Origin of the sequence: Pseudoalteromonas sp. MMG012, from assembly GCF_018100875.1 — a bacterium.
GTDB classification, from domain to species: Bacteria; Pseudomonadota; Gammaproteobacteria; order Enterobacterales; family Alteromonadaceae; genus Pseudoalteromonas; species Pseudoalteromonas aurantia.
Genome location: NZ_JAGJEF010000098.1, coordinates 1 through 14,083, shown reverse-complemented (window position 1 = coordinate 14,083; position 14,083 = coordinate 1). Strand labels below are relative to the sequence as shown.

General features: G+C 40.0%; 11 protein-coding genes. 1 reads left to right on the top strand and 10 read right to left on the bottom strand.

The features are described from left to right. Nucleotides 1-478: 478 nt before the first annotated feature. The 4 genes from J8L97_RS20815 to J8L97_RS20800 form a co-directional block, all read right to left on the bottom strand. Nucleotides 479-1,174: a hypothetical protein gene (locus J8L97_RS20815; RefSeq protein WP_247688757.1), complete on the bottom strand. Its 696-nt coding sequence runs from the start codon at nt 1,172-1,174 to the stop codon at nt 479-481. Between the two features lie 101 nt (nt 1,175-1,275). Further along, nucleotides 1,276-2,328 (bottom strand): winged helix-turn-helix domain-containing protein, encoded by a 1,053-nt coding sequence (locus tag J8L97_RS20810; RefSeq protein WP_211052544.1) that lies wholly within the window; start codon nt 2,326-2,328, stop codon nt 1,276-1,278. Nucleotides 2,329-2,536: 208 nt separating this feature from the next. Next, complete coding sequence (locus J8L97_RS24010; RefSeq protein WP_312037197.1) at nt 2,537-3,727, bottom strand: PKD domain-containing protein; 1,191 nt, start codon at nt 3,725-3,727, stop codon at nt 2,537-2,539. 233 nt (nt 3,728-3,960) lie between these two features. Then, nucleotides 3,961-5,088, bottom strand: coding sequence for a metallophosphoesterase family protein (locus J8L97_RS20800; RefSeq protein ID WP_211052540.1), 1,128 nt, complete (start codon nt 5,086-5,088; stop codon nt 3,961-3,963). A gap of 235 nt (nt 5,089-5,323) precedes the next feature. Here J8L97_RS20800 and J8L97_RS20795 point away from each other — a divergent pair, with 235 nt between their 5' ends. Further along, a complete protein-coding gene (locus J8L97_RS20795; RefSeq protein ID WP_192509304.1) occupies nt 5,324-5,917 on the top strand; it encodes a hypothetical protein in 594 nt (197 codons plus the stop codon). A gap of 321 nt (nt 5,918-6,238) precedes the next feature. Here J8L97_RS20795 and J8L97_RS24005 read toward each other — a convergent pair whose 3' ends face one another. From J8L97_RS24005 to J8L97_RS20765, 6 genes are all read right to left on the bottom strand, one after another. After that, entirely contained in the window at nt 6,239-7,513 is a 1,275-nt protein-coding gene (locus tag J8L97_RS24005) for an ATP-binding protein (RefSeq protein WP_211052538.1), read from the bottom strand. Nucleotides 7,514-7,612: 99 nt separating this feature from the next. Next, on the bottom strand, nt 7,613-8,335 hold the full coding sequence (locus tag J8L97_RS20785; protein ID WP_211052536.1) for a response regulator transcription factor: 723 nt from the start codon (nt 8,333-8,335) through the stop codon (nt 7,613-7,615). Nucleotides 8,336-8,442: 107 nt separating this feature from the next. Continuing rightward, the gene (locus tag J8L97_RS20780; RefSeq protein WP_211052534.1) at nt 8,443-9,504 is read right to left on the bottom strand and encodes a hypothetical protein; all 1,062 of its coding nucleotides are present in this window, start codon (nt 9,502-9,504) and stop codon (nt 8,443-8,445) included. Between the two features lie 203 nt (nt 9,505-9,707). After that, nucleotides 9,708-10,415: a galactokinase gene (galK, locus tag J8L97_RS20775; RefSeq protein ID WP_211052532.1), complete on the bottom strand. Its 708-nt coding sequence runs from the start codon at nt 10,413-10,415 to the stop codon at nt 9,708-9,710. Between the two features lie 21 nt (nt 10,416-10,436). Next, complete coding sequence (locus J8L97_RS20770; RefSeq protein ID WP_211052530.1) at nt 10,437-11,504, bottom strand: UDP-glucose--hexose-1-phosphate uridylyltransferase; 1,068 nt, start codon at nt 11,502-11,504, stop codon at nt 10,437-10,439. A 167-nt stretch (nt 11,505-11,671) separates the two neighbouring features. Continuing rightward, nucleotides 11,672-14,083: collagenase (locus tag J8L97_RS20765; RefSeq protein ID WP_211052529.1), on the bottom strand; the 2,412-nt coding region annotated here is incomplete at its 5' end.

Genomic DNA, 14,083 nt, shown 5'->3' with positions numbered 1-14,083 from the left:
AATTATGGGCTATGAAAATATACGACAAATAAATCGATATTTATTTTTTAGTGCTTATAAATCAATGGCTTATGACCGATACTAGACGGTATCGGACATTTTTATGCTTATGATGAGGTGTTAAGTACCACTGAACTTTAAGAACTCAATTAACTTACTTATTGCCGTTGTGAACCCTCTTAGAAAAATCTCACAATTGTTTTTGCAACGAGCTTTTATCCAAAGCGGCTAAAAATTTTACGCTAACAATCGAATTATCAAAAGAAACTATAGAACTAGAAGATATATTGAGTTCAGATGACGCTCAAGCTCTCCTAACTTTCTCTAGATTGTCAAATAAGTCGACCGGTTAGGTGGTTTGAATTAATAAAGTTAACAGCTGGAACCAACCATAAAATCTTTACACGCTATCGTCCCGCTACCACATAAAACTTAGTAGTACTTTATAAAATAGTTTTTATTTAGTGACAAACCGACGTTACAAAGTTATGGCTGAAAGCCAAAAATCGTTGTTTGTCACGGTCTTATTGGTCCCTATAAACCCATGCAAACGCACTTGTGGTCTGGATTGGAATGAAAGTGTATATGGGTGATCCACGATGCTCTTAACTTCACCATTATCCATCTTGTAGTATTTTACGATACCATTGGTGTCTATATAATAGATGCCATGAAGGTCGACATCCCAGTTTCGATCTAACATCATTTGTTTCGGAGTCGGTATTTTTTTAGGTTTATTATTAAAGTCCCACTGCCACAGCGTGCGCGTAACAGCGTCGATATACAGTAAGGATTCTTTATCCGGTAAAAGTCGGCCTTGATAGACGTTTATAGCTGGATAATACGAGTGTGCTGAGGTCGCACTATTGTAACTGGCTAAACGCCAGTGGAGGTGGTGTCTTTGAGCGTAAAGCACCCTATTATGTTTGTTCCAGCCTATAACATGTACTGGATCTGAACTTAACCATGTAACATGTAAATTATCGAGCTCAACATGATAGATTGCTATGCCATATTTGCTACCCTGTTTAATAGTCGCAGCAATGCGTTGGTTGTCTGTTGACCACACTAGATCATAAATATCATCGAATTTAGAGTTGTTAATACTGCTTAAGTGATTGTTACCTCTAATCCATAGTGTTTTGTAACCTTTACGCGTTGAAACAAAGCCCATTTTTTTTGCATCTGGACTAATCGAAAGTTCGCTATCATTACTGTTTGAAGCTGTGAGTGGTAATGCTTTTTTTGGCTGGGTTAAATCTAGAGCGACGCCTTTTAAGTTAGTCTGCTGTAAAGAGAATAAAAGAGTACCGGTATTACTACTAACTTGTAAGTTTGATAGTTACTCAATTGAGTTTCGTTCCCGTCGAGGTCCACCGTAAATAGCGCGTGGTCAGATGAAGCTTTAGAACGGATATAAGCAATTTTTAACCTTGAAGGTGAAAATATCGGGTACTTATCAGTCAATCCCCGCGGTGGTGTTGAAAGTGGCTCTATTAAATCGATTAAAGCGTCATAAATTGCTAGTCGATGTGTTTTTGAGTTGAGGTGTTCTTGGGTAAAAACAAGGGTTTTGTTATTTATATGATGGTTTAAACCATAACTTTTACCGCGTAGCTCAACAATGTGCTTGATTGTGTCGTTAGAGAGGTCAATAAGTGATATTGAATGAGCGTGGTTTTTACGGGTTAAAGCGAGTACAGAGTTTGTTTTAGCGGTAATTACTGGGTGCATAAATTCGTAGTCATATGCGCTGAAGCGTTCTTTGCGCTGATTTTTTACCGTCATCAATACAATGGTATCCATTTCGCCTATGTCTGATTCAATATATGTTAAATGCGTACCGTCTTCGCTTAGGTTGGGCATAAGCTTTAGGTCAGTGTTGTAAGTTAAGCGCTGCATAGAACCCATCGATATTGTGGGCTCAGTAGTTGATACAATGCGTGTTATGAGTAGAAATGTGAATAATATGATTAAAAAAAAGCTTATGTAACTAATTACCCTACGTTTTGCATACTTACTTCCCGATGGTAAAGGGGCCACCTCTGCCACTAATCTGTAGCCAGTCTTGCGTATGGTCGCAATGTATTGTGGTTCGCTCAGGTTATCATCAAACGCCTTTCTTAAAGAAGAAATAACGCGATTCAAGGCATCTTCTGTGACCACTTGATTAGACCAAAATTGATTAAATAGTTCTTCTCGGTTAATTATTTGGCCCGGTCGAGCAGCCATATATTGCAAGATCAGCGCTGCTTTTGGTTCTAATCGAACTTTTTTATTAGCATGTACTGCTGTGAGTTTTTTACAATCTACAACCCACTGATTCATGGTGAAGTGGTCTAGAAAAGGGGGTTCAGTACTAGGCATAAATATATGAAGAAACTAATTTTTGTGGGTTGAATAGGTATAGTACTTATAATTTTCACAGCGTCCAATTAATGGATTTAATTGATTATGAAGGACTGTGTTGCTCTATCGTCTTTGAGCATCGTGAAATAGGTAAGACCGCAGTCAGCCTTACCTCATGAGTGTGAAATTAATCTATTGATACTTGCATGGATACACCGTCAAAGTGTTGCTCTGTGGTGATGTGTATATAATGCCAGCCTGTTTTAAGATTCGTAACTTTGAGTGATTCATTGTTGCCATCAGTAATGCTTCTGGCATCCCGGTTTGTTTTGTTTGGACGACTAGAGTATTGATAGTAAATGTTGGCGTTCCCCATTCCATGCGCGGTATTTATGAACAGGTTTTTACCTAAGTATTGCTCATCAATATACAGTGAATACTGTAACTGCCCTGCACTATTTTGCGTGGCTAGACAATATTGTTTGGTAAGTTCTATTCGCCCTCCATGGGTTGGCTCTACACCTTGTTCGCAGTTATTTGGTTGTGCAATGTCATCGGATACTGTTACAAAAGTAGTATCGGTACTTTGCGCACTATGAGGGTCTTGCACGGTTAAAGAAACGTTGTACCTTCCCTCTTTGATATACGCGTGTTCAGGTGAGACCTGTGTACTGGTAACGCTGTCACCGAATTGCCAATAGTAACTTAATTCATCTTGATCAGAATCGAAGCTTCCGACACTGCTGAAGTGTACATTGGTCCCTAATGTTGTTTGGTATGGGCCATTCGCATCGGCAGTAGGGTTAGAATTATTAAGCGTTGTTTGGGTAGCTAGCAATGTGACATCAGAGAAAGCTCTGTGGCCATACAGCATGATGAAGTACTTCCCAGCACTCAGCTCGGTAATATTGCATGTTTCAACACTCCCATTTTTATTAGGTTTACAGTCATAGTCAGTTTTAGTTGGTCGCTGTGCATACTTTACATAAAGGTCGGCATCACCTTGTGTTCTTGTTATAGATATCGTTACAGGCTGAGAGGTATTATCCACTTCGTAATAAAAATAAATGGTATCTTTTGCATTACCTGAAACCGTAATTGGTTCATTTTTGGTGAGTTTAGTCGTAAGCGCAGAGCTTACTGAAATGTGGGTGTTGGTACTTGTTTGTGCGCCTTTATCATCTGTTAAGGTTAAACGAACAATATAATCTCCTGGCGCTGAGTATTGGTGTGTACTATTAGCGAGTGTGCTTGTTACGCCATCTCCAAACTGCCAATAGTAAGCCACGATATGACCATCGGTATCAAGTGAATCTTCACTCGAGAATTGCCCTGCTTCAAATAATGCCAGTTCTGACGGTGCGTTGATAACGGCGATAGGTGGATTGTTTGCGGGCGAATCGTCATCTCTGTGTGTGATAGTAAAGTAATCGACAATATCACCTTGCGGACCGAGAACATGTGCTTTGAGAGAGCTGGCAAAAATATCTAAAACAATTGAGCCTCGGCCACCGTATATATAATCTGTCGGATGACGCTTCCCCTTACTTATTTCGTCTGGGCGTACTTGCCTTGGATGCCCCTTTCCACTACCTGCACTGGCTCCGTGTGTTATAAAAACGGCCCCTTTTTCTCCTGTTTTTTAGTATAAGCGCCATCCTTATCAGGTTGACCGTTGCCACCGTGCATTATGTGTGTAGAAGGATTGTAATCCCCCGATTTTTTGTGGTGATCAGCCATTAACACAGAACGGGTGTAAAAATGATTATGACCAGTTAAAATAAGATCCACGCCGTACTGTTCAAGTACAGGTAAGAAGCGCTCACGCATAAAGATCATGTTTTCTGCTTCATCTGAATCGTGACCACTTTTTCCATACACTGGATGATGAAATGCACTGATAAGCCATTCACTATCATTCGCTGCTAGGTCCAGTTTTAGCCAATCTAACATGGCACTAGACTCTTTATAATGCTCTTTGTCAGATGAGTTGAGCACCACAACATGAATATTGCCATAGTCAAACGAGTAATAGGCTTCATGAGATGATGCAACACCGCCTGATTGGGCATTCGTAGGGATGGAAAATAAATCATAGAAGCCACCCGTTTGGGTTTCAACATCTGCAGAGCGATTATCATGATTTCCCATAATAGGCCAAAGAGTTGATTGTTTTAAAATAGTGGGATATTGACTAAATACGGCATTGTCATACTCGGTGATGGTGCCATCGTTATACGCATTATCACCTAACATCATCCAAAAATCAGGCGGTGTATTGCCTGCGAATTTCAAATATCCGTCCCGTACAATTTTTTGTGCGGTGGTATCTGGATCTGTGCCAGCTCTTCCAGGATCGCCTAATATCCATATTCTTGTATTCTTACAACTGTCTTTTAATGGTGAGGTGCGAAAATAAGTTTGTTCATCATTGCCACTGAGTAACGTTGCACCATCATATATTGCATAGAAGTATTTTTTATCAGGCTGTAGCTTGTCTACGGTTATTTCGTGTTCTGTACTCAGTGCTTCAGAATAAGAGAGTGGTTTCAGATTGCCAAGTGACTCTCCATAGTGCAATTTTGATTTTACAGGGGTATCTGTTTGCCAACGTATTGTGACTTGTTTTTGCGCCGCCATTTGTAAATACGGGCCTCTAGTGAGATCCGCTGTGTGGCCGACAAATGAGGTGCTTATTAAGCTTGTTGCTAAAACTAAATTAATTATTGTGGTTTTCATTCGTTATAAACCTGCGTTGTTTTAATTGTTGTATACGCGGCAGCATATGCCTCGAAGTTATACCTTGGAACAGCATTTAGTTTTTTGTTAGTGATGTTGGTTGATAAAACCTAATGTAAAGCGATGTTATTTTTATAATTAGTAATATCAGAATGATAGTGTTAAAGTTTTGAGTCGAAATGCTTATATAGCACAATCTAAAACGTATATAACATAATGGTGTTTGTGAGTGAGAATGAATAAAGCGTTAAGGTTTATTTTTATAGTATGTTTAATTGCGTTAAGTTCGCAATCTTTGGCGCAAAATGTGCTCGTTCCAGTCAATGCAAAATGGCGATATTATGATAGCGCCATAGCACCTGCTAACAATTGGCATCACCCACTTTTTGATGATTCAAAATGGCCGTTAGGGAAAGCACAATTGGGTTTCGGAGAAGGAGATGAACAAACACGTTTAGCAAAGACAAGTGCAGGAACGCCGATTATTGCCTATTACTTTCGTCATGAGTTTAATTGGAATGGCCCTAATGTCCCCACTAAGCTTAATTTACGAATGTTGGTTGATGATGGCGCAAGAGTCTTTATTAATGGCATCGAAGTCCACCGCTTGCTACTCCCAAATGGTACACAATCAGGGCAACCCCGCTTAACTTCTAATAATAGTGATGTTCACTTTGCAACAGGTTCTTTGATTGAATATATGTGGTATGAAGTGACGCTTAATAAAAAAGTGACGCTGCAACAAAATAATGTCGTCGCGGTCGAAGTAAGGCAAATATCTCAACACAGTAGTGACGTAAGCTTTAATCTAGAGTTACTCCTAAAGTAACACTAGACAATGGATAAGTAACCTCAGCTCTGGATAAGCGAATTTGCCCAATAAAGCTATTTTACTCACTCTAAGCGTTGCTTTCATTTATAATAGCCCGCTATTACTGCATAAAAGCGCCTTGATATTGAACAAAATATCATCATTGGATTGGACGTAAGTTTGTTTACAAAACATCGTCTATTCCAAAACCCTTATCCAAACCTGAGGTTAAATAAGTAATTGACTAGAGCGCTAAGTAATCTACCTATGTAAGCCCCCTTCATTGACTTGTTTCTCGATTTTCTATCACTTCTTACATCGATTTCCAAAAATTTATCGTCAATTCGAATGCGGTAATGCCATTGTGAATTTGGCGCCACCGTGTTCACTATCTTGTATGGCAATGGCGCCTTGGTGCAGGCTAACTATTTCTTTAACAATAGCCAGACCTAATCCAAAGCCTGATTGGTTATTCGCTTCTCTTATTCTGTAGTATGGCGCAAATACTTCCTGCTTGTGGTTGTCGTCAATGCCCTCGCCATCATCTTCAATTATTATGGTTAAGGTTTCGCTGTTTGCAGTTAAAAGAACATATATATGTTCTTTGGCGTACTTATCTGCATTGGTAATTAAGTTTCCAAGCGCTCTGGCCAATAAGGAAGGGTCAGCGAGTACAAAATAACGTAAGGATTGGTTGTTGATGTAATGTAAGGTATGCACGCATTCGAAAGTTAACTTATCACACAATGTCTGTGTAAATTCATGGAGCTCTAGGCGTTTTAATTCGGGCCTGAGTTCAGCTCTTTCCATTTGTGCGTAGCTGAGTAATTCATCGACCATATCTTCAAGAGAAAAAAGTTCATCTTCAAGTTCTTTAATATGGTTCGAACCTACTCCTTTTTTATTTATACTTAGTAGCTCTAAATGTAATTGCATACGAAATAGCGGTGAGCGAAACTCGTGCGCTATTGAGTAAGTCAGGCGTTTGTGACTCGTTAAAAGGTGCTCAATTTTATCAGCCATCACATTGACGCACGTATTGAGCTGACCAATTTGTAAGTGTTGCTTGACGGATGTTCTCGCAGCCATATCCCCTTCGCTGATGCTAATGAGCGTTTTCTCAATTAGGGCTAGTTTACGATGTAATACAAAAAACCAAATAAAGCAGCACAATGCCACACACACCATAAGTGCAATGATAATGTAGTTCTCTATCGTTTCTTCAATCTGTATTAACGGGTGGTTATAGTCCGTCGCAATTCTATAATAGTTATCTTCTGTAAACGCCTTGAAGTAGTTAAACTCTTCATCATCAAACCAGACATTGCTCTGGGTTAAATGCGTTTGCACATAATCGGGGATTTGTGTTTTTCCTATTAATTCGATGGTTATTTGGTTATGTTCAGCAATCATATTTAATAAAGATTGCCGACGTTCTGGCGAGATATGTGGGTCTAATTCTTCGAGTAATTGAATTTCAGCGGAGAATTGGCGTGCATCAGTGACGTTATCAACATCAATAATCGCATACGTATTAATTAAATGTGCGAGTACCACAAACCCATAAAGCGTCAGCAATAACCCTGTATAAAATGAAATAAATAACCTAGTCACTATATGACTCCCGAACAATCTTAAATTTACTTTACGTTGTAAGCCTGTAGGTTACCTGTTTTTTTTTGATGCGACTGTATGGGATTGTATGGGGTTTACTTACCAAAAGTCGGGTACGAACATATAACCCTTGCCACGAACTGTGATGATCCCCTGGGGGCGGCTTGTATCGTCTTTTAATTTTTTACGAATTTGCGATATTTTATTATCGATTGACCTGTCAAGGCCGTCATAATCAATATTTCTCAGTGATTTAAGTAGATGTTCTCGACTTCTAACTTGCTCAGAATGTTCAACCAAATGCCACAGTAAAGCAAATTCAGACGGAGTAAGGGTAATTAACTCATCGGCAAGTGTACAGCGTTGAAGTGTTTGGTTTAACCACAGTGCGCCAAAGGTCTTTATTGTGTTTGTCTCGCTACTTTCTTGAATATTGTTTGTAACATTTCGGTTATTTGTGCGGCGTAACAGGTTTTTAATGCGTGCTAATAATACCCTTGGCTGAATAGGCTTTTGCACAAAGTCGTCAGCACCGATTTCCAGTGCTGCGACTTGATCCATATCATCACCGCTGGCAGATAGCATTAAAATAGCGCCATGATAGTGTTCTCTAACAGCACGGCAAATACTTAATCCGTCTTGATGAGGCAACATGAGGTCTAATATAACGAGATCAGGAGACTGGTTTACGATGTGTGAAACGGCATGTTCACCTGAAGTCAGTATTTCGACATCAAAGCCATACCCTGAAAAATAACTATTGAGTAAAGAAGCCAATTTTCCATCATCTTCTACCAGTAAAATACGTGTAGGCTGGGGCATATACTCTGCAAAAAATAATTAGTTCAACGAGTAATAAAATATAACAGACATAACGCAAAGAGGCACCTTTATCAGGTGCCTCTCTACATTTTTAAACAATTTTTTGATTATTTGGTAAGTAAAAATTTATCTAGTTCCTGTTGAGTCATCTCATGAATTTCATCAAAAGCGGCTGAATTTATTGTAAAAAAGTAAAACTCTGGGCCTAACTCTTTGCCTAACATTTCTCTAAAGTAAGTCAGTTGTGCACCATGAGCCGGATCATCTTTTTCGAGGTCTGCGGCAGATTTACCCGCGTCATTACAACACCATGAATGTACCCCAACGACTGCGCCAGGTGTGTATATACGGCTGAACCCCGCGGCATATAAATCAACACCACCCGAATATATTTTAGAAGTCGCTTCTACTTTGGTATTTAATTGTGCGTTGCGTATTAACCTGCCTGTATGCATGTTGATATCGTCATTTAAAGAACCCCCAATAGATTGCAGCAACAGTGTTTTTACAGCAGGTTGGTTGTTAATTAAGTCATTTAATTGTACATATGTTAAAGAACCAAGCTCGCCATTGAGTTTCGCCGTATCACCTTCAACTTCTATACTGCTATTGCCACTGGAAAGGAGAGATTCATTTATAAGCAACCTGACAGAGTACTCCCCTGTGGTGTTGTTAATACTTCCTGTATAGATAATATTGTCGCTATCATCCGAAGTAGTGTTAATACCAGTACCAAACAAGTAGGCCATAGGCTCGGCAATGGCGTCGTTAATATCATCTGATTCGGTTTCTATAACGGTAAGTGAGGCAATTGGTTGATTATTGTCAAAATCAAATCCGAAAAATAAAAAGCCTTTGTCGTATTTCGCATAAATAACGTTAGCATCACTATCGCTATCTACATAAGATATGTCATATTGTATACCATCAATTTGTAGGTCAAGCGCATCATATTGGCGCTTAAATGTTTCAATATATTGCGCAACGTTTTCTGGCTGAATAGAATGTACAGCAGCAGGTTCTGGTGTAACGGGTGTTGGAGTTACAGGCGTTGTAGGTGTTTCTGATTTTACTGGGGCAGTCGTCGGTTTAGTGCTGCTACTGCTTCCACAAGCTGATAGTATAATTGCAGCAGTGAAAGGCAGTGTTAATTTGAGTAAAGTATTCATAATATGTTTCCAAGCTAGTTCGATGGTGAGAATTCTAGTGGAGTATGTGAATATACAATATCTGTCATGTGTCATAGAAATGTATGTGAAATGCTTACATTGTGGTTACTGTACTTGAGTTAGAAACGTTGCTACTTTAATAAGTCTAAATTTTTGAATAATCGCTGGTGGGTTACGTGCCACCAGCAATTTGGGGGATGATCTCATCTGAATTCTTGATATGTCTCCATATCGCCCAGTTTAAGTGCTAAGTCCATAAATCCGCGCTTTCTATTTGAATTTACAGTCAAAAGGCTAAAGTTATCAGGCAGTGAAACATGCTTTGTCTGCATAGACCGACAGTCAATTAAAGATGCTTTCCCTTCTTTTGCGTTGGTAGAGATGAGTTGGTCCATAATGCCGCATTGGCACCCTACAAAATGATTTTCCGCTTGTTGGGCTATTAAGGCGATGTCGGTATCGCTTAAATGCAATGAATATAACTGATCGAAGCTACTGACTATTGACACTTCTAAAGCGGCCGAAGAACTTAACCCTGCGCCTTGTGGTACGTCTCCGTAAATAACCATATCCACGCCTGAAATATTATGTCCTAAGAGGCGAATATGTTGTACGACGCCTCGTACATAATTAGCCCAGAGTTTATTACTGGGAGCGATATTATTTGAAAGCTGGAACTCGTCAATTTCATTGTGGTGATTGGCAGAAATAACGCGGACCTTATTGTCGTGGCGGGGGCTTGCGCATGCAACAACATGAAAGTTTATTGCACAGGGTAAAACATACCCGTCATTATAATCAGTGTGCTCACCAATCAAGTTAACGCGTCCAGGTGCGATAGTTGTTAATTGTGGTGCACTTTCAAATATCTCAGTAAATAACGCTTTTGTTTTTGCTTCAACGTGTGACATGGTTAATGCATTCCTTTATTTTTAGGCCGTAGTAGCGTGTAAGCTGTAATGAATGTCTGATGTTTCTCGCAATCTTTCAGCGGCTTGCTCGGGGGTGAGATCACGCTGTGTTTCAGCTAACATTTCGTATCCAACCATAAACTTTTGCACACTGGATGAACGTAATAATGGTGGATAAAAACTCGCGTGAAGTGTCCATTCGAGATGTGCATCATCATCATATGGTGCACCATGCCACCCCATAGAGTATGGAAATGAGCAATTGAATAAATTGTCATACTTAACCGTTAATTTACCTATTATGTCGGCTAAAGATATTGACTGGCTTGCACTGAGCTGGGTCATTCTTTGAATATCAAATGTTGGTAAAACGAGCGTTTCAAATGGCCAAGCTGCCCAATACGGTACGACCACCACCCAGTGCGCGTTGCTAAGTATTAGCCTTTTAGCATTGATGCACTCTCGTGCAACATAGTCTTGTAGTAAGTTGGTGCCATACGTTTGGAAATAGTGAGATTGTGCCTTTGCTTTTCTAGCAACCACGGTCGGGATCTCATTTTGTGCCCATACTTGCCCATGTGGGTGAGGATTAGAACAACCCATTAAGCTGCCCTTATTTTCAAATATTTGTACCCAACGATAGGAGCTTCCTAACTCATTGCATTGCGCTTTCCAAACCTTTACAACGTCACATAATTCAGATGGTTGAAGCAAAGGTAGTGTTTTACCATGGTTCGGAGAGAAGCATATAACACGGCTTTCGCCTTGCTCTGTGTGCATCGTAAACAGTGGGTCATCACTACTATAAATAGGTGTTTGCGGACTCAAAGCAGCAAAGTCATTGTTAAAAACAAACGTAGAGTGGTAATGGGGGTTTTTTTGGCCAGTAACACGATGGTTGCCTGGACACAAGTAGCAATTTGGATCATGGCTTGGTTGTGTAATGCGCTCAGGCTCCATTTTTTTGCCTTGCCAAGGTCGATTAGCTCTGTGGGGAGAAACTAAAACCCACTCATCTAATAATGGATTGTAACGGCGATGTGGATGAACCGTCGGGTCAAACACTCCTTCACTTTGGTGGCTCGGCATATTCTTAACCTGTCAGTAATATATACAAGCATTTATACTAAATTTAATCTTTCTCACATACGTTCCTAAAAATAACTATTTTAGTCTCAAAAAACACTCAATGAAGTGACAAAAAAGCCTATGAGCATTTTCATAGGCTTTGACAACAAAGGGTAAATTGTGGGGAGTTAATCGAGGGTATTGTAACGGCCCGTTAGCGTGACATTGGTAAAAGATGGATCTGCAGATAGCATAATGTAGTAGGTACCGGCTTTGACATTCCTAATGTGACACGTTTCGGTTGTACCCACTTTCCAAGGCCGGCATTCGAAATCTGACAGTATTGGCGCGCTGCCATATTTAACATGCATATCAGATTCTCCAGCCCCCCCGACAGTGCTGAAAGTAAGCGAGCTGGCGTTGTCAGGTACTGACATTGAATATGTCACTTGCTGTTGTTCTGAGACTGACACCATTTTACTTACATTATTTTTAAGTGTGAGGTCGTCTTCAAATGAGTTCTGAATATACCGTGCTAGAAGCGTGGTATTATTGAACGTATGTGTTGCCTTTATACCGATGTAATTCCAACCAGGCTTCACATTATCAATGACAATAGTTTCTGAGTTAGTTGGCCCTGTTGATTTATGTTCATATTGACTGCCGTTATTCGCGCTACCGTGTTCATGGTATAAATCGGCGTTACCAGATCCGTGGCGTAATGTCAGTTGTAATGAAACGTTTTTAAACCCTTGAGGCACAGGTAAACCATACTCGCGAGTTTTACCAGTAGTTTGGCCCGTTAAACACGAAGCGACGCCTGCAGATAGTGTAAAGTCTAAATTGGGACGGCCTAAATGACATGCGTTAACTGCTACAGTGTCTGGGCCTTGATAGTCATCGGGGTTTTTCGGCTCAACAGGAGATGGGGGCCGCGTAGTGTCAATTTTACAGCCGTATGAATTGACGGTTGATAGCCAATTAGCAAACTCTGCATCGAAAGATTGCGTGTCAATCCACATATCAACAAGATCATCTCTATATGTTTGAAAATGCCCTTCTTTGAATAAGGACATCATCTGGAAGAACAGACTGTTTTTTCGCTCAAACATAAATCGGTTTGCTAGGTACCCCCAGTCATAGATACGCTCTTGTCCAACCCCATATTCATTATTAAAAATTGTGCTTAACGGATATTTTTTGGTTCTGGCTATGTCAATGGCGTCATCATTGCAATTTTTGAGAGAGATATATTCAGCAATACCTTCACCAAACCAGACGGTTCGACCTGCGTCATCGCTGTCTCTGAAACTCCCTTTTGAGACAAAGCGGCCTTCTAGATAATGAATGTATTCATGGCGAAGATTCCAAATATCGAAAATGGGCCGCTCAGAAACATGCTCATACGCATAAAAAGTAGCTTGATCGCCAGAGCGGCCTGGGTCCCCTTCTCGATATGTATCACCGTTATTCGTACTGACATTAAATAAGGCTCCTCCATAAGTGACCCATTCTTTTTTATCATTGAATATAATCATTCTGAGTTTGTTATTGTCATCAGGGACAACCGGTGCTCTGTTGGTTTGTAATGTACTGTGAAAATGGTTTTCATGGCTTTTAAGTGAATTACACGTCCACTCTAACTGTTGCTGGTTCATATCTTGCGCCCAAATAAACAACGTTCTAGATGGGCAAGTTTTTCTATCACCAAGGACTTCGGTAATAATTTCTTGTGTTTTGTGACAAACATTGTAAGCAGAACACATGTTGTTATTGTTAATGCTTTCTAGTACTGCTAAATATAATGTTCTGGCCTTGTCATCTTCTAACGGTCCAAAGCTGTCGAAAATCGTCGATATGTGTTTTGTTAATTCCGTCTGTATCGCAGCAAAATGGGGATCGTTCTTACCCCGATATATATTGGCAAGCTGGTAGCCTAAATTAAATAAATGGTAGTCATTGTCACTTTTAGTTAACCAGGTGAGATTGGCATTAATAAAGTCAACAATTTCGATAATGAGCGCTTTCTTGTGTTCATCAGCACGACAACTTACTTGCTTTGCACAGGTGCTTAGTGTTTGCCAAAACAGTGGTGTTACAGCTTGTCCCCAATTATCGATTTGTTCGTATTCCACGTTATAACGACTCAACATGGCGCGAGTAATGTGAATAAAACGCTCCCCTATTAGGGCGTTTTTTATAATACCGGTCGCGTTGCGAACAACTAAAGCATGTTGCGCAGACTTATCAAAAAAATGGCTATTTTGATAAACTGCATTAATTGCTTCCTCCATGCCATGTTGTGTTGTCGGTGTGACAAATCGCCTTTCATCGTAATAGGCATAGGCTTTCAACCAATAAAATAAACTGCTGATATAATCGGTGTCATTAAGCCTATTATACGTCACCATCTTGGTTTTTATTTCATTAATAACGGTTGAAAAATTCGCATCACTGTAAGCGCCCAGCGCTTGCGTTTCAGGGCGGTCGTTAAATAAGGTGTCTATACATTCTCTGCCGTTGTTTTTTATTGCAGCCAAAAATACAGCATCTTTTAAACCGGTGAAGACATTGTAGGGACATGTGGTCTCTGCGTCAGT

Coding starts and splice junctions, on each gene's coding strand:
- J8L97_RS20815 (WP_247688757.1), bottom strand. CDS start 1,174: ATGGGCTTTGTTTCAACGCGTAAAGGTTACAAAACACTATGGATTAGA.
- J8L97_RS20810 (WP_211052544.1), bottom strand. CDS start 2,328: ATGAATCAGTGGGTTGTAGATTGTAAAAAACTCACAGCAGTACATGCT.
- J8L97_RS20800 (WP_211052540.1), bottom strand. CDS start 5,088: ATGAAAACCACAATAATTAATTTAGTTTTAGCAACAAGCTTAATAAGC.
- J8L97_RS20795 (WP_192509304.1), top strand. CDS start 5,324: ATGAATAAAGCGTTAAGGTTTATTTTTATAGTATGTTTAATTGCGTTA.
- J8L97_RS20785 (WP_211052536.1), bottom strand. CDS start 8,335: ATGCCCCAGCCTACACGTATTTTACTGGTAGAAGATGATGGAAAATTG.
- J8L97_RS20780 (WP_211052534.1), bottom strand. CDS start 9,504: ATGAATACTTTACTCAAATTAACACTGCCTTTCACTGCTGCAATTATA.
- galK (WP_211052532.1), bottom strand. CDS start 10,415: ATGTCACACGTTGAAGCAAAAACAAAAGCGTTATTTACTGAGATATTT.
- J8L97_RS20770 (WP_211052530.1), bottom strand. CDS start 11,504: ATGCCGAGCCACCAAAGTGAAGGAGTGTTTGACCCGACGGTTCATCCA.